Source organism: Bacillus sp. SD088, from assembly GCF_017355205.1.
GTDB lineage: Bacteria > Bacillota > Bacilli > Bacillales > Bacillaceae_C > Lederbergia.
In genome coordinates this window covers 21434-48338 of the sequence record NZ_JADIJK010000010.1, presented here as the reverse complement: position 1 = coordinate 48338, position 26905 = coordinate 21434, and the positions used below count along the sequence as shown (strand labels likewise).

The window sequence follows — 26905 nt, the reverse complement described above, 5'->3', positions numbered from 1 at the left end:
GCTAAAATCATAAGGAGTTGTGAACAATGAACACTTCGATTCAGGAGCAGTTTCTTCATCCTTCGGAAGAATTTACGCCTATTCCGTTTTGGTTTTGGAATGATCGTCTCTCAAATGAGGAGATTCGTCGGCAAATTCATGATTTTCATGAAAAAGGAGTAAATGGGTTTGTTTTACATCCAAGAATTGGAATCCCAATCGAGATAGAATACTTATCTGATCAATTTATGAACTTTGTAGAAGTCGCCGTGCAAGAAGCAGAACAATTAGATATGTCTGTTATTTTGTATGATGAAGCGATGTACCCTTCAGGATCGGCAAATGGAAAGGTTGTCAGAGATAATCCTGAGTATGCAAGTCGTGGTTTGAAAATGACCGAGTATCCATGTGTTACTGGGATTAATGAAATTATTTTAGATTTAGAAAAAAATGAAAACGTTGTTTCTGTGCAAGCAATAAAAAAACAATCAGAGTCTGTAATTTATGATTATGAAACTCAGTTGCTTGAGGTAAAAAATGACAAAGTCCAAATTACTTGCCCAAAAGATGAAAATTGGTCGATTTTAGTTTTCGTTGAACTATTTTCTCGCGGGACAATTCGTGGCATTCATTTTGGAGAAGATGATAGAGAAGCAAATGCGCCAGCCTCTACCGATTTATTAAATCCAGATGCAGTGAAGAAATTTATTCAGCTAACACATGATACGTATTATGAAAGACTAAAACAATATTTTGGTCACACAATTATTGCAATGTTTACTGATGAACCCGATATATTAGGAAGAGGTTCATTACGTGGATTAAAGCCATGGACAGTTAACTTCCTAGAATTTTATAAAAAAAATGGAAATATGGAAACTGACTTGCCTTTACTATGGTTTGAGGCTGGTGAAAGAACAGCTCTCGTCAGAAAAAATTATCGAAAAACCGTGAATGCGAAAATGACAGAATCTTACTATCATCCGATTAGCAAGTGGTGTCATGATCATAATATTGCCTTAACTGGTCATCCGGCAGCTAGTGATGATATTGGGTTATTAGAGCATTTTCAAATACCTGGGCAAGATGTGGTGTGGCGCTGGGTGGCTCCTGAAGATGGAAAAGCAATAGGCGGGCACCATTCTACAGCGGGAAAATGTTCTGCAGATGCTGCTAGACATCGTGGCAGACGCCGAAACCTCAATGAATTTCTAGGGGTATGTAGTAAAGAAAGTGATTGGGCTCTAAGTCCAGGTGATATGAAATGGTATATGGATTGGTTATTAGTAAGAGGAGTGAATCTATTATGCCCCCATGCTTTCTATTATTCGATTGATGGGAAGAGACGAAGTCATGAAAGGCCACCTGATGTCGGACCGAATAATAGCTGGTGGCCGTATTATAAACAATTTGCGCAATATATGAAGAGTTTAAGCTGGCTTATGACCGATAGTACAAATGAAACAACCATTGCGGTTCTAAGTGAAGAAGATTTTCTCCCTTGGAAAATTGTTAAACCATTGTATGAGAATCAAATTGAATTTAATTATTTGGAAGAATCCCTTTTACAATCCTTCTGTAAGATTGAGGATGGAGCGATACGAATTGCCAATCAAAAGTATGAAGTTGTTGTTATCGAGGCAGATCATCAATTAGAAAAGTCCATTATCCATGCATTAGAGACATTTATCACTGGAGGTGGTCAAGTAATTGTTTGGCATGAGAAAAACAGCAGGCCATCTAATCTGCAAGCTACTTATATTCGCAAACCATCAGATGTTTTGGAAGCGATTCCGTCGTCGTATCGCAATGAGTTTCATTTGATTCCTAGTGACTCATCGATACGGCTAAGTAAGGTAAGGAAAGCTCAGCTTATTTTCTATTTGCTTGTCAATGAAGGAGAAGAGGATTATCAAGGACAAATTTGTTTGAAGGAAGAGGGAAAGGTAGAAAGATGGGATCCATGGAAGTCTACGATAGAGGAATGTCCTGTGTACGAAGATGGGATGTTACCGATTACTCTTTCACGCAGATCCTCGATTGTCTATTGCGTTGATCCTAATCAAGAGCCGCTTATAGAAATAGAGGAAGCATTTGAACCACAGAGAAAGAAATTAACTTTAACGGAAGCATGGAAAGTCGATCATAGACTGCTCCCCTTAAAGGATGGTGTCCTACGGCCCTGGAATGATTGGGAGGGAATGGCATTTTTCTCGGGAACTCTTACGTATGAAAATAGCTTCCATCTTGATGAAATAGCTTCCATCGAACAACTTACGGTTGATTTAGGGGAGGTACATGAAATTGCTAAATTATTCCTCAACGAAAAGGAAATAGGAGTGGAAATGTGGGCACCCTATACATTTAATCTAAATCCGAGTTTTGTAAAGAAAGGGCGCAATATTATCCGAGTGGAAGTAACTAATAGTATGGCGAATCAGATGGATCAAGTTTCGTTAAGATCAGGTCTGATTGGACCGGTTGAATTGGAAATTGAAATAAAGCCATTCAATCAAGAGAGGAAAGATGGGCAACATCTTCGTAAAGCAAATAGCTAAGAGAGACAATGAAATGTTACACGAGGAGTGTCATGTATGGAGAATAAGAAAATTAATGTTTACTTGGCAGGGGATTCAACTGTTCAAAGTTATGATTCTAGTAGTTCTCCTCAAGCAGGTTGGGGACAATATATCGCTAATTATTTTATGGATAATGTACATTTTTTTAATCATGCAATTGGAGGTAGGAGTTCTAAAACGTTTATAACAGAAGGAAGATTAGAAAGAATAGAGCAGAAGATGAAAGAGGGAGATTATCTGTTCATCCAAATGGGGCATAACGATTCTACGAAAACTCGTCCTGAACGTTATACAGAGCCTTATGATGATTATAAACAGTATTTGAAGCAATATATAAAAGTAGCTCAAGAGAAAAAGACTATTCCTATACTGATTACCCCTGTGGGACGACTACATTATGTAAATGGAGAGTTTCTTGAGGACTTTGGTGACTATTGCAATGCGATGAAAGAAGTGGCTGAGGAATATAATGTGATGTTGATTGATCTAATGAAGGAAAGCATCCATTATTTCTCTTCCTTAAGCTATGATCAAGTTTTTCCGTTTTTTATGATTTCAGTCAATGAAACAGATTGTACCCATTTTACTGAAAAAGGGGCTAATGAGATGGCGAGATTAGTAAGTGAAGGAATAAAAGGGTTAACCATTGAACTTTCTCATTACGTGAAATAAAGGAGGCTTTTATATGAGTTTAGAACAGGAGACCCAGCCACTAAAAAACAATAACTTGCTTCTTCAACCTATTTTACTTGGAAAACTTGATATCTCTGCTGCTGGGAAAAATACAAAGATGTATGTAGGTGATTTAACAGGCGATGGCAGGATGGATTTATTAATGGTTCAACCAGATGGAGGGGTTGATGATCGCTATATCCCTCATCAAATTCAATCAATGACTGCATTTGATTTAGAAGGACGGATATTATGGCAAAGGGGAAAGCCAGATGCTCATCCTGGTGGCCCCGGTTCTGATTACCCCGTGCAAATCTATGATATTGATGGAGATGGCCATAATGAAGTACTATGTGTCATGGATAAGAAGTTTCATATTATAGAAGGCTTGACTGGAAAGATCAAGAAAGTGTACGATTTACCGTCTGAATATGCTCATGATTGTATCATGATCGCGAATTTAACAGGGGGAGATTTTCCACAAGATATTATTTTAAAAGACCGTTATAAGCAAATGTGGGCAATGGATCAAGATTTCCAAATGCTTTGGACGTATAAGGGGAATGTCGGGCATTTTCCTTGGGTTTTTGATTTTGATGGAGATGGTCGGGATGAAGTAATGGCAGGCTATGATTTTTTAAGCGCTGACGGGGAAAAGTTATGGTCTTGTGCAAATTTAGAAGATCATGCGGATTGTATATGGATAGGCAAAGTAAATCCCGATTTATCCGATCATTATCAAATTGTTATTGGTGGCAGTGTGACTGTGATGTATGACCATTATGGAACAGAGCTATGGCGATATGAAGGATCAATTGAATCCCAACATGTCAGCTTAGGAAAATTTCGAGACGACCTTCCCGGATTACAAATTGCTGGACTTGATCGCATTGTTCGCGGTAATGACAATGGAAAGGATGGTTTGTTTTTATTAGATGCAAATGGAAAAGAAATTTGGAAAGAGGATCGTAAAACAAAAGGCTGGCTCACCATCATTGAAACAATGAGAAATTGGGATGATCATCTTTTAGATTATATTTTAGCTTATAGAAGGGGTGGGGGAGTAAACCCCACTTTATACGATGGGTATATGAACCCCGTCCTACAATTTCCAGAAGATGGCTATGTCGTACATGCGGACTTATTTGGGAGCGGGTATGAAAATATAATCATCTACAATGACCAGAACGCTTATATGTATGCAAGTAAGCCCATTTCTTTATTTCAAGGTAAAAGAGGGGGACGATCTCAAGAAAAAAGGTTATATTCCGTGACACTATATCCAGGAGGAGAGTATGATTAAATTCAAAGGATCTTTCTGATAGAAAGTTATATCTGAGAACAGGAGAGGAAGTGATCTGCTGTTTATCGACACTCGGAGTTTCACTTGTCAATCCGCAGAATAACCAAAAGCGTACTGGGAATCTAGGCTTTATTGAACCTTTTCAAAAAAGAATGTTTTGGTAAAGAATCTCTACCATGATAGTGTGTGGTTGATTTCCACTACAGTTGCTCGCTTTCCGCGAAGGCATCATGAGCTGTCCCCCGGAAAGCGTCCGCTTGGAACGGAAATCAACGGGCCTAGCAGACTCTCCATTCGTAGATGATAATCTTGTTCAATATAGGATAGAAGTTCTGCAAAAAAGTGAAATATCCCCTATAAGTTTAGGAGGGATGGAAAATGTATGTAGCAGGTCAGAAGGAAATGCAAGCTATGGATCAATATACAATAGAAAAAATTGGCTTGCCTGGGGCTGTGCTGATGGAAAATGCTGGAGCTAAAATGGTTGAAGAAATAGTAACCAGTACTTCTCAGCCAAATCCGCGAATCCTGATTTTCATTGGAAGTGGGAATAATGGTGGCGATGGTTTTGTAATTGCTCGCAGGCTCTTTGATTTGGGACTTAAACCAATTGTCTGTCTACTAGTAGATCCAGCTCGAATAAGTGGGGATGCCAAAGTCCATTGGAATGTGTATAAGAACCGTGATTTTCCTATATTCCATATCGAAAGGGAACACTTAGACAAGCTTCAAAATAAAATATCTGAGGCTGATATTATTGTCGATGCTATACTTGGCACAGGTATCAAAGGTGCAGTTAGAGAACCATGGGCACAAATTATCAAGATGGTCAATCAACACGCCAATAAAAAAATGATTATTTCCGTTGATATTCCATCAGGTGTTGCAAGTGATGATGGGAGTGTAGAAGGAGTCGCCATTCAGGCAACTAAGACAATTAGTTTTGTCTTTCCAAAAAAAGGTTTTTTCTTACAAGCTGGTCCGCATTATATTGGAGACTGGAAGACGGTTGATATTTCAGTTCCTCCATCCGTTGTTCGAAAGTTGGGTTTAAACATGCCTAAGCTGATAACTGAATCACTTATTCAAGCTTCCCTTCCGAAGCGGCCTATCGATGGGCATAAAGGGACATTTGGTCATGTGCTTGTTTTGGGTGGTTCACGTTCTTTTATAGGAGCACCGACCTTTGCGGCAAAGGCAGCACTTTTCGGTGGTGCCGGTTTGGTATCTTTAGCGATTCCCGAAACGATCTATGCGATTGTCGCCAGTCAGAATCCTGAATTTTTATATTTGCCATTAGCAGAAAAGGACGGACATTTTTCTTGCGAAGCAGTGACCCAACTTGCAGGCAAATTACCGCAATATGATACAATTGTGATTGGACCGGGGATGAGCCGGTTTTCTGAAGGTGAAAAGTGGTTAGAGGATCTTTTTAACGAACTGCAAGGGCAATCGGTTGTCGTCGATGCGGATGCATTATTTTTACTTAGAAATCAAATGGACTTGATCCGGACGTATAAAGGAGATGTCATTTTCACTCCACATCCTGGGGAAATGGCGAATTTATTAAACTGTTCAATCAAAGATGTTGAGGAGAAGCGTCTGGAAATAGCGGAAAGCTTTGCTAGAGATAAACAGCTGTACTTAGTATTAAAAGGTCATCGAACAATCATTGCTACACCAGATGGGAACATGTATATAAATCCACATGGGCATGATGCACTTGGAAAGGGTGGGAGCGGCGATGTTTTGGCTGGTCTGATTGCTTCCTTTTTAGCCCAAGCAGTGACAGCAGAATCAGCAATTATCACAGCGACTTATTTACATGCCAAATCAGGGGAAGATCAAGCTAAAACATTATCCCATTATGGAGTAACACCGCCAGATCTGCTAGAAGGTGTGAGAAGGCAATTGAACGAGCTGACATAATGGCTAGACCTTCTATTTAAAAAACTAGCTGTTCTTCCATAAAAACGATCTTCTATGAAAAAAATGGTAAACTTAAAAACAATTTCCGTTGATAAAGAAGATTAAACATGCTATTATATGTAACAAATATATAGCCTTTAAACCGGTCCCGAGAGGCCGAAAAGGACGAGTATATAGATATTTCTATGTCTATGTTTACCTATGCCCTTTTGTCCTCTGCGACGGAAGGGTATTTATTTTGCTTATGGTGCGTGTTCAAAAAGGAGGATAAAAAGGACCAAGAAGTTCGAGGCGGCGCAGTTTCGAGCAGCGGACTTGCACAGGATGTGCTGACTTCTGCGTTGCCCACAGGACGTGGGCGGTTTTAGTAGAAGATCATTCCCCTGATACATGAGCAGCGTAGAAACAAGCCAACGAAGAAATTCGCAGTGTAATTTTTACCGGACTTTTTGAACATCCTCTAATGGAGACAAGCTTAATCTCTTTTAAACAACGTCCTGTGAGACTTGAAAAGAGAATGGAGATGTTTGTTTGAGACAACATACAAAAGACCATTCCTTCAAACCAACAAGAAGATTTTGGCAACACAAACAAACACTGAAGGGTGGAAAAAACACATGAATTATCAAAGGAAAACAGTAGTCGCCTCTATGGCTGGTTTGACACTAGAGGGCATGGATATTATGTTTATTTCATTTGCCATGTCGATGATCGTCGCAGAGTTTCATATTGATCTTGCAACGGGCGGATTCATTTCATCGATAACCAATATAGGCATGCTAATTGGTGGAGTGATCTTTGGTATCTTAGCCGATAAGTTTGGTCGTGTTCGAATTTTTACTTATACTGTATTTTTGTTTGCGATTGGCACGGCCTTAACTGGATTTGCTACAAATATTGAACAAATTTATTTATTTCGCTTTATTGCTGGAATTGGCGCAGGTGGAGAATACGGTATTGGTATGGCTCTCGTAGCAGAGGCGTGGCCAAAACATAAACAAGGCAGGGTTTCTTCCTACGTTAGTACTGGAGCACAAATAGGTGTCATTCTAGCGGCGCTATTAAGTGCGATGATTCTCCCTTACTGGGGATGGAGGGCATTATTCTTCGTAGGTGTTATCCCAGTTATTTTTGCCTTTATTGTGCGAAAAAATCTGAAGGAATCACCAGAATGGTTGGCTGCACAAAAGGAAGAAAAGATGAGCCTGAAGCAAAAGGAAGGAAAATTAAGTGAACTGTTTCGTACACCAAGAACAACGATCACTACCATTGCCCTTGCAATTATGGCGACTGTTCAAATAGCAGGATATAATGGATTGATGATTTGGTTACCATCGATGTTACAACAATCACAAGGGCTATCAGTATCAAGTTCAGCATTATGGACGATTAGTACGGCTGTCGGGATGATTATTGGTATGTTGACCTTTGGGCAATTTATGGATCGATTAGGAGCCAAACGTTCCTTTGGGATTTTTCTGCTTGCGTCCGCGAGTGCTGTCTTTTTATACTCTTTTGCAACAGGAAGTGCTGGTGTGTTAATTGGAGGTGCCATTGTTGGCTTCTTCTCGAACGGAATGTTTGCCGGGTATGGTGCACTTATTAGCCATTATTATCCAGTCCATATCCGGAGCACAGCAACGAACACGATTTTCAACTTCGGTAGGGCATTAGGCGGTTTTTCTCCTATTCTTGTTGGCCATCTCTTACAAAATTATAGTATGATGACGGCTATGGTGTACTTAGCGGCCTTATATATTGTCTCTTTTATCGTAATGCTCAGTTTAAAACAGAGGAGCTCACAATCCTCTGAATGGAATATGGCATAATTAGGGTAGAAGAAAAGTGTAGTTTACTTTTCTTCTACCTGTATCATAATTTTTGTCACATAATTTTCTTCTCCATTTACACTTACCTCATCCATTACATATTCCTCAAAGCTATCGCCACAAATGAGATAGCCTTTCTTACTCAAATATGTTTTTATTTTTTCGTAGGTTTTTTTGATTGTTAGATAACTACCTCTATGATAGCCAACAACATATTTTCCCGCTTTTTTAATAAAAGGATCTTTGATAGCTGAGTGTTCGACACGCATATAAAAATGCGAATAATTCCAATAATCAGCAGCCAGGATTTGTTCCTGCCTAATTAAACCTCCAATCGGATAACCGATATCTAGTTCTTCGCGCTTTGTATATTTAATAAATGACATAATCGATTTCGTAAATTCTTTATCTGAACAGTTTAAAATATTTTTACTTAAAACATAGCTTTCATCTACCAATTCCTCGATTGTAAAGCGATCAAAATCTAACCTTAATGCTTCTTCGATTTGTTTTTTCTTGTTTTGAATGACTTGTTGGGTGCGCTGCATTTTTGCGATTTTTTTCTTCATGGCTTCTTCTTTTTCCGCTAATAAATCGATTGTTTCTTTAGGCGATTTGAAATGCAAAAAGTCTTTAATTTCAGCTAAAGACATGCCGATCTCCTTTAACATCTCAATCACGGCGAACACTTCTGTTTGTTGAACGGAATAAAAGCGATAACCCAGATCGTTTTTATACTCTGGTTTTAACAGGCCGATATCATCATAATGAAAAAAAGTCTGCTTTTTCACGCTACATAATTCTGCAAATTCCCCAGTCGTAAATAACTTTTTCGGAGACTCCAATTTTTCCACCTCTTTACTCTTGACTATACGGTAACCGAATACCTTATCATCATAGCATAGAAAGGAAAAATAACATTAAAAAACAAAGTAGTCTTGAGAGAATTTAACTTTAGGTGGTATTTTTATGGAAAACAATCATTCAATCATGCAAACAATGGAGCCCCGTCGATTATTTAGGAAGTATTTAATCCCTTCTTTATTTGGAATGATGCTTATGGCCATCAATATTTTAATCGATGGCCTATTCGTCAGCCACGGTGTTGGAGAAAAAGGGCTAGCAGGTGTTAATATCGCAGTGCCCATATACTCGGTGATTTTATCTGTTTCACTGTGGATTGGCATGGGTGGTGCCACACTATATTCCATTGCCCTTGGTCAAAATAATCAACATCGGGCAAAAGACATATTTACACATTCACTTATCCTTGCGATTGTGACAACGGGACTGATTATTGTATTCAGTCTACTGTTTGAACAACGACTTGCTTATTTATTCGGGGCCAATGATTCGATTATTTCGTATGTTGACAGTTATCTTCATGTTATCCTTTTATTTGGGCTTGTCTTTGTCCTTGAGAATATTTTAAGTATTTTTATTCGAAATGACGGAAACCCTACACTCGCGATGGTGGGATTGATCGTAACATCTGTTGTAAATATTGGATTAAACTATCTGTTTATTTTCGTTTTTCACTGGGGTGTAAAAGGGGCGGCTTATGCAACGGTACTCGGTACCATAATAGGGATTTTCGTTTTACTTACACATTTCTTAACAAAGAAAAAACAATTAGGATTTGTACGGATGAAACTTGATTTTTCTATTCTGAGGAACATTTTCTCAATAGGCTTTCCGAGTTTTATTGTGGAAGGTTCGGCTGCTGTCATGACAGTTGCATTTAACGTAACATTTAGCCAGTATGTCGGGGAAATCGGGATTGTTGCTTATGCGGTTGTGAACTATATGCATACGGTGTTTATTATGCTCTTTATCGGAGTTGGAGCAGCTTTACAACCAATTACAAGTTATCATTATGGTGCGAAGCTCTATCAACGTATGAAACAATTTATCCGGATTGCGCTCATCACAGGATTTGGTCTTGGAGTAGCGATATTTATGGTTGGGCTTACCGGAAAAGGAATGATCATTGATTTATTCGGCATCGAAATTCCCGAGATTATTGATTATACAAAAATGGGAATTGTCTATTTTTTGCTGGGTACCTGTTTTTAGGAATCAACATGGTTTTTGTGGAATTTTATCAATCGATTGGGAAAGTCCGTATTGCTACAGGGATTACCTTAAGCCGAAGTTTTGTTATATTCATCCCCTTGCTTTTGATTTTGCCAAAAATCTTCGGTTCCAATTCCATTTGGCTTGTCTTCCCGCTAGCTGAGGGATTAACAGTATTCATCACTTATCTAGCACTAAAATTTAAATGGATAGAACTTGTTCGTTCTGAAAAGGGGAAGCTATTTAAGAAGTCCGGTTAACTGAGTTTTTTAACCGGGTTTCTCCTTTTTATCATTATTTTTCAGAATAAATAGATAAATAAAACGCTTTTTTCTTGCCATAATTACGAAAAAGTAGTTGAAAATTTTTAGAATATGCCATACAATAAATCAAAGTTACTAATTCCTATAAGTTTAATAGGTTTTTGGGAGGAAGGGGAACTCAAATTGCAAAAGACAAATCAAACTGACTTAGCGTTAATTCACAGAGAGTTGGAGAAAAATCATCAAGAGATCGTCCAATGGAGGAGATACATGCATCAGCATCCTGAATTATCTTTTCAGGAAACAGAAACAGCAAAGTTTATTGAGGAAAAGTTAATCAGTTTTGGTTTAGAGGTCAAAACAAAGATCGGCGGAAATGGACTTATTGGCATTCTTAAAGGTAATAATCCTGGACCAACGCTTGCTTTAAGAGCTGATTTCGATGCATTACCTATTCAAGACGAAAAGGATGTACCTTATAAATCGCAAAAACCTGGAGTGATGCATGCATGCGGGCATGATGGTCATACAGCTGCTTTATTGGGGACTGCGCAAGTGCTAAGCCAGTTTCGAGAAAAGCTTAATGGTAAGATCATCTTTATTTTCCAACCTGCAGAGGAACTGCCACCTGGTGGGGCGAAATTCATGATTGAGGATAATGTATTAGATGGCGTGGATTATGTATTCGGTGCCCATTTAGCATCTGATATTCCATTAGGGCAAGTTGCGGTGGGAGAAGGTTTTACTTCAGCTGCAGTCGATAAATTTGAAATTACGATTAAAGGAAAAGGCGGGCATGGGGCAAGACCTCATGAAACGATTGATTCCATTGTGATTGGCAGTGAAGTTATTAATGCTTTACAAAAAATCGTTAGTCGACAAGTAAATCCATTACAATCTGCTGTTGTGACAGTGGGCGTGTTCCAAGCTGGAAATGCATTTAATGTCATTGCAGAAAATGCCAAAATCGAAGGAACTGTTCGTACCTTTGATGAACAGGTGAGGATGCAAGTCAAAGAGGATATTGATTCGATTGTAAAGGGAATTACGTCTGCCTTTCAAGCAAATTATTCGATCGACTATTTACTAGGATATCCTGCTCTATATAATCATGAGAAAGAAACAGAGCTTGCGAGAACCCTTTTCAAGGAAGAATTTTCAGATGAAGCTGTTATTACTTTACAGCCTTCCATGGGTGCAGAGGACTTCTCCTACTTTTTACTAGAAAGACCGGGAACCTATTTTAGAGTAGGGAGTCGAAATGACAACGAACAGACTCATTATTCCCATCATCATCCGAGGTTTGATTTCGATGAGCGAGCGTTACTAAATATCGAAAGATCCTTTGTGAAAATTGTAGCCCATTATTTGTTTTAACAATCATTTTTGTTTTTTTGGGATTTTTGTCAAAAAATTTTGAATAAGAATAAAGGAATGAAGAAAATGAAACAGTCAAAAGGGATTTTGTTAATAGTAACAATATTGTTCAGCTTACTTGTAGCTGCTTGTAGCTCAGGAGAAACGTCAACAAATGATGGGAAAAAGTCGGCAGACACTGAAAAGGCCGCGGATACAACGAATGTTGTAGAAGATATGCAAATTCCAGCAGAAGACCCATCAGCTTCTCCTCAATTAGCTGTCAATCGGGGGGATATGGTAGTTGTGGGCTTACAAGAGCCTGGGGGAGTATTTACGCCTTATTTTAATTCAAGTGGTTATGATGGAAATGTTCAATCGGTGATGTTTCCTCCATTAGTGGATATCAATGAAGCAGGTGAACCGATCCCAGGACTTGCTGAAGAATGGGATGTATCCGAAGATGGGTTAACATATATCTTTTATTTACGAGATGATTTGAAATTTGATGATGGAACACCGCTAACAGCTGAAGATGTTGAATTTACCCTAACGCTCCTGCATGATCCTAGTTATGGTGGTGGTACGGATATCACGGAAGCAAAAGTTGTAGGGGGATTAGATTATAAAAACGAAGATGCTGATAGTATCTCAGGTATTAAAGTAGTGGATGATAAAACGATTGAAATTACGACAGAAGAAGTAAATGCTCGTTCCTTGCGTTTACTTGGCGGTCAAGTGTTGAAGAAAGACTACTATGGAAAAGACTATAAAAAAGGTGATCTTGATTACTTAAATGGCTTGCATTTAAAACCAGTTGGGGCAGGACCATTCCGTTTTGTCGACTACTTACCAGGTCAAGAAATTCGCTATGAAGCCAATGAACATTTTTATGATGGAAAGCCTGAAGTGGATCAATTCATCTATAAAACAACTGAAGGGGATTCTCAGCAATTTTTCCAAACGGGTGAATTGGATTACAGTGGATTGGCTGCTAGCCAAGATAATTTTGAATTTTTACAAGCTCTAGGATTTGCCGATATTAATGTATATACCTCTTCTGCCTATGGTTATGTCACATTTAATCATGAGAAAGAGATTTTCAAAGATCCGCAAGTGCGACAAGCCTTTATATACGGACTTGATCGACAAACGATTATTGATACGTATTACCAAGGCTATGCGCAAGTGGCGAATGTTCCGGTTTCCCCAGCATCTTGGGCTTATACAGATGAAATTGGTAGCACAGACTACGATCCAGAAAAAGCGAAACAATTGTTAGAGGATGCTGGTTGGACAGAAGGAGACAATGGCATTCGAGAAAAAGATGGTGAAAAGCTCGTTGTCTATTACTTTACTTCTGCTGGTGGCTTAGGAGATACCTTCATTCCGATTGCAAAGGAAAATTATAAGGAGATCGGGATTGATCTACAAGTAGAACAAATGGATTTCAATGCTTTGCTTTCCCGAGTAGAGAAGGGCGATCATGACTTGGCATCTTTCTCCACGACTATGCTGACAGATCCTTATGATGGTATTGATAGCTTTCACACAAAAACACAGGATTCGATTATAAAAGGGTATGGAAATGAGGAGATTGATGGTTTGATCGATGCTACGATCGCGACCAATGATCAAGATGAAAGAACAGAAGCTTTTCATGAATTATACAAAGCATTGGATGAGGATCCTCCGGTGATTTTAATGTCCTATACAAAAGTGTTAAGTGGTACGAACGCACGGGTAAAGGGCTTTGAACCAAATGGATATCGCGGGATTGCTCCTAGCTTGAAAAATCTACAAGTAGTAGATGTGCAACAATAATCCTGTAAATCTATTAAATATGTATCATCGTTTTCATTCAGGCGTATCTGCACAATGTGCGGGTACGCCCAATTAGATAAGAAAATTATTGGAAATAGTCATCATCCTTGTGGATAGATGGGAGGCAACTAAGCTTGAAAGAATATGTTTTAAAAAGAGTGTTGTATTTAATTCCAACTTTGCTTGGAGCTTCATTGCTGATCTTCTTTTTGTATTCATTAGTTCCTGGTAACTTTATTGATGCCGATCCAAATTTAACGGCTGAACGGAAGGCCGAGCTATACGCGCTTTATGGTTTTGATCAGCCGATGTTGAAGCGATATTTTATCTGGATGGGAAATCTTCTGCAAGGTGATCTTGGCTATTCGTTACAATTCCAACGTCCAGTTGTCGAAGTGCTAGGAAACTATTTATGGAGTTCCTTTTTTGTTGCGTTAGCTTCATTGATTCTGACATGGGGAGTTGCTTTGGTTGTCGGCGTTGTTTCTGCGACTCGTCAATATTCTTTATTTGATTCATTGGCAACTGTGTTAGTGTTTGCCGGTATGGCTACCCCATCGTTTTTTCTTGGCTTAATTTTAATTAAATTTCTTGCCGTTGATCTTGGCTGGTTTCCAGCTGGAGGTATGATCACTACTGGAAGTAATTATACTGGCTGGGCATATATCAAAGATGTAGGCCAGCATATGATTTTACCTGTGTTAGTTTTAACGATGTTAGGGATTGGCGGTTTAGCCCGTTATTTCCGAACCAATATGCTTGAAGTGATTCGTCAGGATTTTGTCCGTACAGCGAGGGCAAAGGGATTGAAGGAAAAAGCGGTTGTCTATAAACATGCATTAAGAAATGCTCTCTTGCCAGCAATTACTTTATTTGCCTTTGAGTTACCAGCCTTGTTCAGTGGTGCGATTATTACAGAGCAAATCTTTAATTGGCCAGGGATCGGAGCCATTTACATGCAGGCTTTTACGGTTCGAGATTATCCATTATTAATGGGCTTTACGATGTTTATCGCCCTTTTGACCGTTATAAGCAATCTAGTAGCAGATTTATTATATGGAGTAGCAGATCCCCGAGTTCGTTTAAAGTAATTTTTTATTGGAAAAAAGTGGATTCCTTTTCCTGTGAATTATAAGGAGTTGAAACATATGGAAAGTTCTTCAGTAACGACGATGGATCCAAAGATACATACGAAACAACAAAAATCTTCTCTTTGGAGACAGGTGTTTCGTCGTTTGTTAAAAAAGAAAATCGCCCTCTCAGGATTAGGGTTTCTTATTTTTGTTTTTTTGTTTTCCTTTTTAGGTCCTTTCTTTTCTCCCTATGGAGTTTCTGGTGTGGATCCAACGAATATCAATCAACCTCCCAGTACTGTTCATTGGCTAGGGACAGATAAGTTAGGACGGGATGTCTTAACAAGATTGATGTTAGCTGGGAGAATTTCTTTGACAGTAGGGCTAGGCGCGATGGTCATGTCTTTAACAATCGGAGCTATATTAGGTGTATTAGCGGGCTATTATAAAGGGATCATCGATCAAATTGTGATGAGAACCACAGACATATTAATGACATTGCCTGGTTTACCATTATTATTTATTATGGCGGCTGTGATGTCAGAGTGGAAAGTACCAGCTGAGCAACGGCTTTATATCGTTATGTTAATGCTAAGTCTAGTCGGCTGGCCCGGACTTGCGAGATTAGTACGAAGCCAAATTCTTAGTTTACGAGAACGTGAATTTATTCAAGCAACAGATGCATTAGGACTGCGGGATCGAAGGAAGCTGTTGAATCATTTATTACCAAATACCGTTCCTTTATTAATTGTGGCAGGGACATTGAGTGTTGGGAGTGCGATCTTAAGTGAATCTGTCCTAAGCTTCTTTGGACTAGGGGTCGTTCCACCAACAGCTTCTTGGGGCAATATGATCAATGCAGCTAACTCACTGATTGATTTTCAAAAGCGCCCTTGGCTGTGGATTCCACCTGGTGTGGCAATCTTCCTAACGGTGATTAGTATTAATTTACTCGGTGATGGCTTGCGCGACGCAATCGATCCAAACATGAAGAGGAGGTAATAGACGTGTCAGAAGGGTCTATCCTGCAGGTAAATCACTTGCTTACCCAATTTCAAACAGAAGCTGGGAATGTGAACGCAGTGAATGATGTAAGTTTTGAAATAAAGCAAGGGCAAACCGTATGTTTGGTCGGAGAATCGGGATGTGGTAAAAGTGCTACAGCCATGTCTATTATGGGATTAATCGATCATTCATCAGGAGCTAAATGTGAAGGCGAGATTAAATTCGAAGGAAAAGATTTGTTGAAAATGAAAAAAGGCGATTTACGAAGGATGCGTGGGAATGACTTTGCTATGATCTTTCAAGAGCCAATGACTTCGCTTAATCCTGTCTTAACGATTGGCGAACAGATAATTGAGCCTTTGATGGAACATACGGTCATTTCCAAGAAGCAAGCAAAGCAAAAGGCGATAGAATTAATTGAATTGGTTGGAATTGGCAGAAGTCGAGAGATCTTTTCCTCTTATCCCCATCAGTTGAGTGGTGGGATGTTGCAAAGGATTATGATTGCGATCGCTTTATGCTGTGATCCGCGATTATTAATTGCAGATGAACCAACGACAGCCCTCGATGTCACGATTCAAGCGCAAATTTTAGAATTGTTGCGAAAGCTGAAGGATGATCGACAAATGTCGATGCTATTGATTACTCATGATCTTGGAGTTGTAGCAGAAGTTGCTGATTATGTGATCGTCATGTATGCGGGAAAGGTTATTGAACATGCGCCTGTCACAGAATTATTTAAGAACCCAAAACACCCATATACAAAAGGTCTACTTGCAGCTAAGCCTGTTATCAATCAACGTAAAGAGACGCTTTATACGATTCCTGGACAGGTGCCAAACTTGATTGATTTGCAGCCATCTTGTTATTTTAGTGATCGTTGCGAGCACTGTATGAAGATTTGTGTTGAGAAGAGCCCTAGTATGAAGTCGATTAAGGATGATCATCAAGTAGCTTGTTGGTTATATGAAGAAGAGGTGAGTGTATGACAGCAGCGGCAGAACCGTTAATTGAGGTCGATCATCTGAAAAAATATTTTGGTGAAACCTCTTCGATTTTTAAACGCAATAAAGAAGTGGTCAAGGCAGTTGATGGCGTGAGCTTTACTATTGAAAAAGGCGAAACGTTTGGACTTGTTGGAGAATCGGGGAGTGGAAAAAGTACAATTGGCCGAAGCATCCTCCGCCTCCATTCGATTACGTCAGGAGAAGTCAAATATAATGGGCAGAGCCTTCATCAGCTAGCTAAGGGAGACATGCGGAATTTACGGCCAAAATTGCAATTTATCTTTCAGGACCCGTTTAGTTCGTTAAACCCTAGGATTCGAATTGGTGATGCGATTGGGGAAGCATTGCTGGATCATGGTTTATGTAGCAAGACAGAGGTAAGAGGAAAAGTGTTAGAGGTGTTAGATATTTGTGGCCTTGCTCCTTATCACTATGAACGATTTCCCCATGAATTCAGTGGGGGACAACGACAGCGGATTGGCATCGCAAGGGCGATCATTTTAGAGCCGGATTTTATTGTTGCTGATGAGCCAGTGTCGGCTTTAGATGTTTCCATCCAAGCGCAAATCATTAATTTATTTCAGAAATTGCAAAAAGAGAAAGATATTACTTTCTTATTTATTTCGCATGATTTAAGTGTTGTCGAGCATCTATGTTCAAAAATAGGCGTTCTTTATCTTGGTTCTATGATGGAACTGGCGAGTCGGGATCAACTATATGGGAACCCGCTTCATCCTTATACAAAGGCTTTACTCTCTGCGGTCCCCATTCCCGATCCAACATTAAAACGCGAACGAATCATCTTGAAAGGGGACATCCCCAATCCAGCCAATCCTCCAAAAGGATGCAAATTTCACACACGCTGTCCCTTAGCAAAGGATATTTGCCGAGTACAAGTACCCGAATTTCGCGAAATTGAAGACCAGCATTATGTAGCTTGCCATCTAGTTTAAGGGGCCTGACCCCCATTGTGATAAAGTATTAACGGAATGAGGGTCAGACCCCTAATTCAATTTTTACATTTCTATAGGTACTGCTCTCTTCAAGAGGTTCTTCTTGGACTAGACAATTTTTCGATAGTAATGATTTGAGCTGAAGCCAGGCGTCCTTTTTGATATGTAGTTTTTTGATCCCTTTGTTAGTAAGCTGATAATCGCGGCCTTCGATTAGTTGGAATTTAAGTTTTAGCAATGTTTGCAGGCCTCTGATCGTGATAAATTTAATTTGGTAACCATCTTTGATGATGGAGGTGAAGGCTTCTTGATCTTGATCTGCGAGCTCTATAAGTTCATTAAAATCAAAGCGTTCATTTATATGGACCCAAGGGGTAACATCCTTTCGCTTGATATGATTTAGTATCTCTGCGTCAGATATCCCCTGGCTTCTTAGTGTCTCAATCATGTAAGCAATTGGTAATGATATGGGATGATTTTTCAATGTAAGCCCTCCTTAAAAGTCCTGATTATTCTAATATTATCCTATAAGTTTAAGGAGAATGCTAGTTTCCTTTCACACAAAACTTTATCACACCAGGAAAATGATAAGTTCGTATTCAAAAGGATCAAGTCGGCGACTACGCTGACGTTCTATCAGCTTGTACGTCGAAAGTTCGAGACGGACTTGCACGTTTGTGCTGACTTCTTGGATTTGAACGGAAGATTCATTAATTCGCAGTGTCATTTTTACTGAGCTCTTAGAACATACTCTGTAAAAAAAAGAGATTCGGAAGGAGCTGATTAAGCGGCTTTCACCAATCCCTTCCGAATCGTTGACATTGAAAAGTTGTTTTCAATTGTATCGCTCTATACATCAATCTCGCATGTCGGCCATCTCGACTTCTGCGATCCATTTTCGGACGAAGGCAATGCATGAATTGTTCATCGCATATACAAGGATGAATCCCCCTATTCAAACAGCGATCATGTCTCATACAGCAGGAATCCACATCATTAATAGGAGAACCAGGCCCACTACATCCTGGTCCACACCATCTATAACCAGGAAAAATGCAACCGAGCTGATTTCTTTTTCCAGACAATCCATCACCCCCATACTCTACAATATGAGCACACATCGTAGAATGCATGAGCAGATGCCTTAAACCGAGAAGGGAAAGTGATGATTTAGCAAAAAATCCACTATTTTATCCCGCATTCCCGGGCTGTAATCCTCGCTTCAAGACTTTGGAAAATACGGAGAAGCGAAGGTGGGGATGGAAGAAAATCCCCGCTAATTAAGTATCACTTTTTTTCTAATCGCAATTTTCAAGAGTAATCCATCATTCAAATAATGTTGCGATCTTTAAACCGATGATCGGATCAGCGATTTGGTCTAATTGATAAACGACATTTTCTTTTTGCCAGAGAATCTGCTGATCATCCCTTGTTGCATCCAAATGAACAAAACCATTTTCTTCTGGGATCGGTAATGAATGATCTTCTAGAAAAGTGACGGCATTGCGGGCCAGTTCTTCACCAGACTCTGCTTGATCTGTTTGCGTATGTGCTACCAATGCCCAGCGGCCTTCATTCCAGCCTGTCCAGAGGCTGCCTGCTCCTGCATCTTGATACCCAGTGATGTCATGACCAAGATCCACTTCATTACCGCCGTTTTGTTCAAAATCTTCATAAGCTATTTCTTCGTTTGCCTGTTCCTGAGTATCGTATTGTTGTACGGTTAATTGTGCAATCTGCCTAGCATCACCATCATTTAATTGATCATTATTAATGAGAATCGGAGTTTGACTAGCAAAAAAGATTACCGTATATTGATCCTCTGATGATGTGGTAGCAGCTGTCAAATGCTCCCCTTTATCTAAAGGGATGCTGTCTGGAAGAACAATCGTTAGGTCTGTATCAATTTGCCCTTTTATTCCTTTCATTATCTCTTCCTGTGCAAGCTCTTTTTCGTTTTGTTGCTCTGGTTGTGAGGAATTCTCCTCTTCATTAGGTTGGGGATCTTGCTTAGCGTCGTCTTGGTCCTCACTTTGTTTTACATCATCAGTTTCAGCATTGTTTTCTGCTGGAGTTTCTTGTGAAGAGTGATCCTTAGTTGCACAACCTCCAATAAGAAAAATAGCGACTTGTATAGCCTTTTTCATCATCATAACCACCCTTGTTTTAAAGTTTACACGTTATTTATACCTCTAATAATGCTCAAAAAAACGTCAATAAAAAACTAGCTTGATTGACAAATTCCATAAACCTTTTTACAATAAAACCTCATAAGCTAGTAAAAATTGCTCGCTTATTCTCTGTTCAATAAATGGACTTATATTGGTACCGAATTTGTAACATAACCTTATCCCCATTTTGAAAATCTGTAGTATGATAGAGATATAGAATGCTCAGTTATTCACTATTTGGAGAAAAAGGAAAATCATTGGACCTTGGCTGAAAGGTAAACGGGGGATGATTTACTATCCGCCTGGATTTGCCATAGACATTACAGAGGAAAATTCTCACTCATGTCTTTGCATAAATTTTTTTGTCAAAGTTTGTTCATAATTTCACGAACTAAAAGTGCACAAGCACACAAAATGAATTACTTTTGTCAAAGTTTGTTCACTTTTTCACTTAAGGAGGAAAATGGAATGGAAGAGGTTATTCTTGCGAGGATTCAATTTGCTTCAACGACATTGTTTCATTTTATCTTTGTCCCATTGTCCATTGGTCTAGTATTTATTATTGCGATCATGCAGACACTGTATGTGATAAAGAAAAAAGAAGTTTATTTGAAGATGACCAAGTTTTGGAGTATCTTTTTTCTAATTAACTTTGCAGTCGGAGTGGTGACAGGGATTATCCAGGAATTTCAATTTGGGATGAACTGGTCAAGTTATTCACGATTTGTCGGTGATGTATTTGGAGCGCCGCTTGCTGTTGAGGCTTTATTAGCTTTTTTCTTAGAATCTACCTTTATTGGATTATGGATGTTCGGTTGGAATAAATTACCGAAAAAATTACATCTGGCTTGTATCTGGCTTGTATCGATTGGTACAATTATGTCCGCTTTTTGGATCTTAGCAGCCAATTCCTTCATGCATAATCCCGTTGGCTATACGATTCAAAATGGTCGCGCAGAAATGAACGATTTTGTAGCTGTGTTGACCAACCCTAAACTTTGGGTTGCCTTTCCACATACAATCTTTGGAAGCTTTGCTACAGGTGCCTTTTTTATTGCTGGTGTCAGTGCTTGGTATTTGATTAAGAAAAAAGATGTGGAAATTTTTAAACGTTCGATTGCTATTTCGCTTGTTATTGGATTGGTCGCTGGCTTAGGACTCGCTTTTTCTGGTCACGCGCAAGCAACCTATTTAATGCATGCCCAACCAATGAAAATGGCAGCGGCTGAAGGGCTTTGGGAGGATAGCGGTGATCCCGCAGCTTGGACTCTGTTTGCCAATATTGATACTAAAAACCAGGAAAGTACCCATCGGATCGAAATACCATATTTATTAAGTTACTTGGCGTATAGTGAATTTAGTGGAAAAGTAGAAGGAATGAATACTTTACAAGAAAAAATGATTGAAAAGCATGGAGAAGGCATTTATATACCTCCAGTGAAAACAACATTTTGGAGTTTTCGCATTATGGCCGGAACTGGTGGAATTCTAATCCTGCTTAGTGCTTTAGGTCTGTTCTTATTATGGAGAAAAAAATTAGTCCATAGCATTCGTTATTTGAAATGGTTGGTTCCTGCTATCTTTTTACCATTCATCGGTAATTCCTTTGGTTGGATTATGTCCGAGATTGGTCGCCAGCCTTGGGTAGTCAATGGTCTTATGAAGACAATGGATGGAGTCTCACCGAATGTGAGTGCAGGACAAATCTTATTTTCGCTTATCTCCTTTTCTCTCATCTATGCATGTTTAGCAATTGTGATGGTGTATCTATTTATCCGTGTGATCAAGCAAGGGCCGCATGCAAAAGCGAAGGAAGATGTATCAGCGTCAGACCCGTTTGATCTTGGAGGTGTTCAACATGCAACTAAGTGAGGTATGGTTTATCCTTGTTGCCGTTTTATTTGTTGGCTTTGTTTTCTTGGAAGGTTTTGATTTTGGAATTGGTATGGGGACAAAGTTTCTCGCGAAAAATGAACAGGAGAAACAAATGCTAATTAAAAGTATTGGCCCCTTTTGGGATGCGAATGAAGTATGGTTGATCACAGCGGGGGGAGCAATGTTCGCTGCCTTCCCGCACTGGTACGCAACATTGTTCAGCGGCTATTATCTACCGTTTGTTGTATTATTATTAGCTTTAATTGCCCGTGGAGTAAGCTTCGAGTTTAGAGAAAAAGTTGATTCAGAACATTGGATAAAAGTCTGGGACTGGGCCATTTTTGCTGGAAGTATTTTACCTCCATTTTTATTAGGTGTTATGTTTTCTAGTCTTATTAAAGGATTGCCCATTGATGCAGAAATGAATATGTATGCTGGCTTCACGGATATAATTAATATTTATACCCTAGTAGGTGGCGTTGCATTCGTACTCCTTTCCTATTTGCACGGTTTAATGTTTGCTTCCTTAAAAACAACAGGGTCATTACGAGAAAAGTCGAAGGAAATGGGATTAAAGATTTACTTTTTGACAGGTTTCGTTGTGGTACTTTTCGTTGTTTTAACAGGGATCTATACAGATGCTCTAGCTGATAAAGGTTGGATTCTTTACACACTCTACGGTTTAGTGGTCGTGTTGTACTTATCTTTATATCCACTTTTACGTAATAAAAAAGAAGGGTATAGCTTTACCGTAACAGGCTTGATCATGATTCTTGTTATGTCATCGTTTTTTATCGCCCTGTTTCCTAACGTACTCATTAGCTCGACCGATTTTGCCAATAATTTAACGGTATATAATGCGGCATCTGGTCAATACTCTTTAAAATTAATGACGATTGTGGCAGCAACAATGATCCCAATTGTTTTAGGTTATACATTTTGGAGTTACTATATTTTTCGTAAGAGAGTCTCGCATAATGTGTGATCAAAAAGGAGGATAAAAAGGACCCGTCGGCTAAAGGTACTGACGTCCTGTCAGCAACGCCACACTAGCACATCCTGTGGTGTCGAAAGTTCGAGGCGGCGCAGCCTTGAGCAGCGGACATGTACAGGATGTACTAACTTCTGCGTTGCCCACAGGACGTGGGCGAATTTAGCAGAAGATCCTTATCTTGATACATGAGCAGCAGAAAGGCAAGCCAACGAGCTACCACAGGATGTGGTGACTTCGACGTTCGAAACAGGACGTGTCGGTACTTAGTCGAAGATCATTTATCTCGCAGTGTCATTTTTACCGGACTTTTTGATCATCATCTCATAAGGAGCTTTTAGAAGACTAATGGATAAACATCTTCTTCATTATAAAGGAAGCAAACGTCTTATATTCATCGTTGGTTTGTTAACGGTAATCCAAACGATTATCTTAATTGTGCAGGCCCGCTATCTAGCGGCTGCAATTGTGAATATGTATGAGGGGACTGCGTGGAAAGCAGTCCTTCCTCTATTGGCGATTTTTATTGTGGCCTTTATTTTGCGTCATTTGATTCAATGGATAAAAGAAAAGTTAACCTATCAGTTTGCTGAAGACACAGCGAACGAATATCAGCAACTTTTATTAAAAAAGTTGTTTGCATTGGGGCCAAGGATGGTTGGGAAAGAGGGCACTGGACAACTCGTGACATTGGTTATGGAAGGGATTCCTCAATTTCGCACTTATTTACGGCTGTTTATTCCGAGAGTAATTGCGATGGTCTGTGTACCGATTATTTTATTCATTTATGTCACCACTTTAGACCTTGCCTCAGGTGTTATCTTAGCTGTTGTGATGCCGATTATGATTATTTTCTTAATTTTATTAGGGATGGCAGCGCAGAAGCAGATGGATGCCCAGTGGGAAACCTATCAATTACTATCTCGGCATTTTGTTGATTCATTACGTGGATTAGTAACTCTTAAATATCTTGGGAAAAGTAAATCACACGCTAAATCAATTGAAACGGTTAGTAATAAATATAGAATTGCGACAAACCGTACATTGCGGGTCGCTTTTTTGTCCACCTTTTCATTGGATTTTTTTGCGAGTTTATCCGTCGCGATTATTGCCGTCGAGCTAGGATTACGCTTAATTAACGGTCATATTATACTTTTACCTGCCCTGTTGATTCTAATATTAGCTCCTGAATACTTTCTGCCAGTCCGGGAATTGGGAAATGATTATCATGCTACGATGGATGGCAAGGAAGCTGGAGAGAAAATTCATCAAATTTTAGCGATGAAAACCATTGCTAATGATCAAGCTGAAATCGCTATTCCGGCTTGGACGAAAGATAGTGTTTTGTCGTTAAAAAACGTCAGTATGGAATCTGAAGAAGGCTTGACTCGTCTTGAAAACCTTAATTTTGACGTACGTGGCATACAAAAAATTGGTATCGTGGGAACTTCTGGATCGGGAAAATCCACGCTTATTGACTTATTAACGGGTTTTTTAGAGACAACTAGTGGTGAAATCAGTTGTAACAGGCAAAAAATCCCGCATTTTTCTTTGGAGGATTGGCAGAAACAATTAACTTATATTCCGCAGCATCCACATATTTTCGCAGGAACGATTGCAGAGAATATTCGTTTATATGCGCCTGATGCTCCTAAGGAAAAAGTTAAGGAAGCAGCTGATAAAGTCGGATTAACGGCATTAGTTTCTCGATTTCCGAATGGGTTGGAAGAGGTTATTGGTCAAGGTGGGCGTAATTTAAGTGGGGGGGAAGAGCAACGAGTCGCTTTAGCTAGAGGATTGCTTCAAGATCGCCCAATAATGTTGTTAGATGAGCCGACTGCACATTTGGACATTGAAACGGAGTACGAATTGAAAAAAGCAATGCTGCCATTGATGGAAGGGAAATTAGTCTTTTTTGCAACTCATCGATTGCATTGGATGCAAAGCATGGATTGGATTTTTGTTATGGAGAATGGCAAACTTGTAGAAACTGGTCATTATCATGATTTAATACAGAGACCTGGAACATTTTCAGCATTACGACAAGCACAAAAAGGGGGCGATGATCGTTGAATCTTTATCACATTTATATAAAGCCTTATTTAAAACAATATAGGGCTGTAATGATTACAACGATAGTATTAGCCGTGCTAACACTTCTCTCAGCTTCCTTTTTAACCTTTGTTTCCGGGTATTTAATTACACGAGCATCTGAAAGACCTGAGACGATCTTGCTTTTATATGTTCCGATCGTCGCTGTCCGGACTTTTGGTATATCCAAAGCAGTGACACGTTATGTGGAACGCTTAGTTGGCCATCACGCAGTATTAAAAATATTAGGTGATATGCGCGTACACTTATATAAAATGCTTGAGCCGCAGGCGTTATTTATTCGTTCACGCTTTCAAACTGGCGATTTGTTAGGGACATTAGCTGATGATATTGAGCATTTGCAAGATGTCTATATAAGAACCATCTTTCCAACTGCTTCCGCTATCTGTTTATTTATTTTTTCAGTTATAACTTTATCTTTGTTTGACTGGAAGTTTGCGATTGGAATGGCCTTTCTTCTTAGTATTGTTTTAGTTGTGTATCCCTTATTATCGTTGTTTAGTTTAAAGAAAAAGCAAATTAGCTTGAAAAAGAATCGCAAACATACTTATCAGGATTTAACGGATGCCCTTTTTGGTTTGCATGATTGGATGATTAGTGGACGGAAGAATCGTTTTATTACGAGCTTTTTAGAAAAAACAAAACAAGGAAATAAAGTAGAGAAAGCGATTGCGAATTGGCAACAAGCGCGGACATTCCAATTACAGTGTTTATCAGGGATTATCTTATTGCTAGTAGGAATATGGGCTGGAATCGCAGCGGGCAACGGACAAATCGCCCCAACCTATATTGCGGCATTTACCTTAGTGGTCTTTCCAATCATGGAGGGACTGATCCCAGTTTCAGACGCAGTAGAAAATATACCAACTTATCAAGAATCACTACAACGCATTGATGATGTTCGCCAGTTTTCACAAGAGAAATCGGAAGAGGACTCTCAGCCTTTTGATGCACCAACTCCTGCAATCCTTGTAGATAATATCACGTTCCATTACCCAAACGAGCAGGAAGCAGCCATTAAAGATCTTCAGCTTTCAATTCCATATGGACAAAAAATCGCGATATTAGGAAAAAGCGGTGCGGGAAAATCAACTTTATCGCAACTACTATTAGGCGCAGTCACACCGCAAGCAGGACAGATTGAAATCGCTGGACAGTCACCCGAAAAATATGGGGACAAAATTTATCAAGGAATTGGTTACTTAAATCAGAAGCCATACTTATTTGCTACAACCGTTGCAAATAATATTCGCATAGGAAATAATAATGTAACGCAAGAAGAACTAGAGAATGTGATTCAACAAGTAAAATTAGACGAGTATATACACTCACTTCCAAAGGGATTAGACACGCAAATGGAAGAAACAGGGCAACGTTTTTCAGGTGGTGAACGTCAACGAATTGCATTAGCACGCATTTTATTGAAAAAAACACCGATTGTTATCTTGGATGAACCAACAATCGGCCTTGATCCAATCACAGAAAAGGAATTGCTTAACACCATGTTTGAGACATTAAAAGATAAAACAATAATCATGATCACCCACCACCTAACCGGACTCGAAAAAATGGACCAAATCATCTTTCTAGACAACGGCAAGATCACTATGGAAGGAACCCATACCGAACTAATCAAACAACACAAACGTTATCGTGAATTATATGCTATGGATAGAGGTGCAGGTGCCTGACACGACCGAGACTTCGCCGAATTTTAATTATTTGCCGAAAAGAAACCAGATTACTTTGTAAAATAAAAGATAAAAGTATTCTTTGCTATAAAAGTACTTTTATCTTTAAAGTCACACATAACATCACTTATAGTTGGAAGTAGTTCAGTTTTGGAGTACAAATCTTAAAACGCAGTCCAAAATGAACTACTTTTTTTATGCAAAATTGTATATAAAG

18 protein-coding genes and 1 pseudogene are annotated in these 26905 nt (G+C 39.2%); 16 read left to right on the top strand and 3 right to left on the bottom strand.

Annotated elements, in window-relative coordinates; genetic code table 11:
- Positions 1-26: 26 nt before the first annotated feature.
- The 5 genes from IPU53_RS10425 to IPU53_RS10405 all read left to right on the top strand — a co-directional run bounded on the left by IPU53_RS10425 (position 27) and on the right by IPU53_RS10405 (position 8291).
- Positions 27-2537: a glycosylhydrolase-like jelly roll fold domain-containing protein gene (locus IPU53_RS10425; RefSeq protein ID WP_207450501.1), complete on the top strand. Its 2511-nt coding sequence runs from the start codon at positions 27-29 to the stop codon at positions 2535-2537.
- Between the two features lie 36 nt (positions 2538-2573).
- Positions 2574-3230, top strand: coding sequence for a rhamnogalacturonan acetylesterase (locus tag IPU53_RS10420; RefSeq protein ID WP_207450499.1), 657 nt, complete (start codon positions 2574-2576; stop codon positions 3228-3230).
- Between the two features lie 13 nt (positions 3231-3243).
- Positions 3244-4533, top strand: a complete 1290-nt coding sequence (locus IPU53_RS10415) for a hypothetical protein (RefSeq protein ID WP_207450497.1) — start codon at positions 3244-3246, stop codon at positions 4531-4533.
- A gap of 378 nt (positions 4534-4911) precedes the next feature.
- Positions 4912-6462, top strand: coding sequence for an NAD(P)H-hydrate dehydratase (locus IPU53_RS10410; protein WP_207450495.1), 1551 nt, complete (start codon positions 4912-4914; stop codon positions 6460-6462).
- A 617-nt stretch (positions 6463-7079) separates the two neighbouring features.
- Entirely contained in the window at positions 7080-8291 is a 1212-nt protein-coding gene (locus IPU53_RS10405) for an MFS transporter (protein ID WP_207450493.1), read from the top strand.
- Between the two features lie 23 nt (positions 8292-8314).
- Here IPU53_RS10405 and IPU53_RS10400 read toward each other — a convergent pair whose 3' ends face one another.
- Positions 8315-9136 (bottom strand): MerR family transcriptional regulator, encoded by an 822-nt coding sequence (locus tag IPU53_RS10400; RefSeq protein ID WP_207450491.1) that lies wholly within the window; start codon positions 9134-9136, stop codon positions 8315-8317.
- A 145-nt stretch (positions 9137-9281) separates the two neighbouring features.
- On the opposite strand from IPU53_RS10400, the pseudogene IPU53_RS10395 reads away from it, so the two are divergent.
- From IPU53_RS10395 to IPU53_RS10365, 7 genes and pseudogenes are all read left to right on the top strand, one after another.
- Positions 9282-10627 (top strand): annotated as a pseudogene (locus IPU53_RS10395) (MATE family efflux transporter).
- A gap of 186 nt (positions 10628-10813) precedes the next feature.
- Complete coding sequence (locus tag IPU53_RS10390; RefSeq protein WP_242698217.1) at positions 10814-12007, top strand: M20 metallopeptidase family protein; 1194 nt, start codon at positions 10814-10816, stop codon at positions 12005-12007.
- A 66-nt stretch (positions 12008-12073) separates the two neighbouring features.
- Entirely contained in the window at positions 12074-13810 is a 1737-nt protein-coding gene (locus IPU53_RS10385; protein ID WP_207450487.1) for an ABC transporter substrate-binding protein, read from the top strand.
- A gap of 134 nt (positions 13811-13944) precedes the next feature.
- A complete protein-coding gene (locus IPU53_RS10380) occupies positions 13945-14901 on the top strand; it encodes an ABC transporter permease (protein WP_207450485.1) in 957 nt (318 codons plus the stop codon).
- Between the two features lie 57 nt (positions 14902-14958).
- A complete protein-coding gene (gene opp4C, locus IPU53_RS10375) occupies positions 14959-15885 on the top strand; it encodes an oligopeptide ABC transporter permease (RefSeq protein ID WP_207450483.1) in 927 nt (308 codons plus the stop codon).
- A 5-nt stretch (positions 15886-15890) separates the two neighbouring features.
- Positions 15891-16877, top strand: coding sequence for an ABC transporter ATP-binding protein (locus tag IPU53_RS10370; RefSeq protein ID WP_207450481.1), 987 nt, complete (start codon positions 15891-15893; stop codon positions 16875-16877).
- The gene (locus tag IPU53_RS10365) at positions 16874-17848 is read left to right on the top strand and encodes an ABC transporter ATP-binding protein (protein ID WP_207450479.1); all 975 of its coding nucleotides are present in this window, start codon (positions 16874-16876) and stop codon (positions 17846-17848) included. The genes IPU53_RS10370 and IPU53_RS10365 overlap by 4 nt, the downstream gene beginning before the upstream one ends.
- A gap of 43 nt (positions 17849-17891) precedes the next feature.
- On the opposite strand, the gene IPU53_RS10360 is transcribed toward IPU53_RS10365, so the two are convergent.
- Together IPU53_RS10360 and IPU53_RS10355 are read right to left on the bottom strand one after the other, a co-directional pair.
- Entirely contained in the window at positions 17892-18332 is a 441-nt protein-coding gene (locus tag IPU53_RS10360) for a hypothetical protein (protein WP_207450477.1), read from the bottom strand.
- A gap of 841 nt (positions 18333-19173) precedes the next feature.
- Complete coding sequence (locus tag IPU53_RS10355; RefSeq protein WP_207450475.1) at positions 19174-19995, bottom strand: hypothetical protein; 822 nt, start codon at positions 19993-19995, stop codon at positions 19174-19176.
- Between the two features lie 492 nt (positions 19996-20487).
- Here IPU53_RS10355 and IPU53_RS10350 point away from each other — a divergent pair, with 492 nt between their 5' ends.
- The 4 genes from IPU53_RS10350 to cydC all read left to right on the top strand — a co-directional run bounded on the left by IPU53_RS10350 (position 20488) and on the right by cydC (position 26688).
- Positions 20488-21891 carry a cytochrome ubiquinol oxidase subunit I gene (locus tag IPU53_RS10350; RefSeq protein ID WP_207450473.1) on the top strand — a complete coding sequence of 468 codons (1404 nt, stop codon included), beginning with the start codon at positions 20488-20490 and terminating at the stop codon, positions 21889-21891.
- Positions 21878-22879 (top strand): cytochrome d ubiquinol oxidase subunit II, encoded by a 1002-nt coding sequence (cydB, locus tag IPU53_RS10345; RefSeq protein WP_207450471.1) that lies wholly within the window; start codon positions 21878-21880, stop codon positions 22877-22879. The genes IPU53_RS10350 and cydB overlap by 14 nt, the downstream gene beginning before the upstream one ends.
- A gap of 354 nt (positions 22880-23233) precedes the next feature.
- Positions 23234-24958 carry a thiol reductant ABC exporter subunit CydD gene (gene cydD / locus IPU53_RS10340; protein WP_207450469.1) on the top strand — a complete coding sequence of 575 codons (1725 nt, stop codon included), beginning with the start codon at positions 23234-23236 and terminating at the stop codon, positions 24956-24958.
- Complete coding sequence (gene cydC, locus IPU53_RS10335) at positions 24955-26688, top strand: thiol reductant ABC exporter subunit CydC (RefSeq protein WP_207450467.1); 1734 nt, start codon at positions 24955-24957, stop codon at positions 26686-26688. The genes cydD and cydC overlap by 4 nt, the downstream gene beginning before the upstream one ends.
- Positions 26689-26905 lie beyond the last annotated feature (217 nt).

Bases quoted from the DNA above. Each gene is read 5' to 3' on its own strand.
- IPU53_RS10425 (WP_207450501.1), top strand. From the start codon at position 27: ATGAACACTTCGATTCAGGAGCAGTTTCTTCATCCTTCGGAAGAATTT.
- opp4C (WP_207450483.1), top strand. From the start codon at position 14,959: ATGGAAAGTTCTTCAGTAACGACGATGGATCCAAAGATACATACGAAA.
- IPU53_RS10355 (WP_207450475.1), bottom strand. From the start codon at position 19,995: ATGAAAAAGGCTATACAAGTCGCTATTTTTCTTATTGGAGGTTGTGCA.
- IPU53_RS10410 (WP_207450495.1), top strand. From the start codon at position 4,912: ATGTATGTAGCAGGTCAGAAGGAAATGCAAGCTATGGATCAATATACA.
- IPU53_RS10420 (WP_207450499.1), top strand. From the start codon at position 2,574: ATGGAGAATAAGAAAATTAATGTTTACTTGGCAGGGGATTCAACTGTT.
- IPU53_RS10415 (WP_207450497.1), top strand. From the start codon at position 3,244: ATGAGTTTAGAACAGGAGACCCAGCCACTAAAAAACAATAACTTGCTT.
- IPU53_RS10385 (WP_207450487.1), top strand. From the start codon at position 12,074: ATGAAACAGTCAAAAGGGATTTTGTTAATAGTAACAATATTGTTCAGC.
- IPU53_RS10405 (WP_207450493.1), top strand. From the start codon at position 7,080: ATGAATTATCAAAGGAAAACAGTAGTCGCCTCTATGGCTGGTTTGACA.
- IPU53_RS10365 (WP_207450479.1), top strand. From the start codon at position 16,874: ATGACAGCAGCGGCAGAACCGTTAATTGAGGTCGATCATCTGAAAAAA.
- cydB (WP_207450471.1), top strand. From the start codon at position 21,878: ATGCAACTAAGTGAGGTATGGTTTATCCTTGTTGCCGTTTTATTTGTT.
- cydD (WP_207450469.1), top strand. From the start codon at position 23,234: ATGGATAAACATCTTCTTCATTATAAAGGAAGCAAACGTCTTATATTC.
- IPU53_RS10350 (WP_207450473.1), top strand. From the start codon at position 20,488: ATGGAAGAGGTTATTCTTGCGAGGATTCAATTTGCTTCAACGACATTG.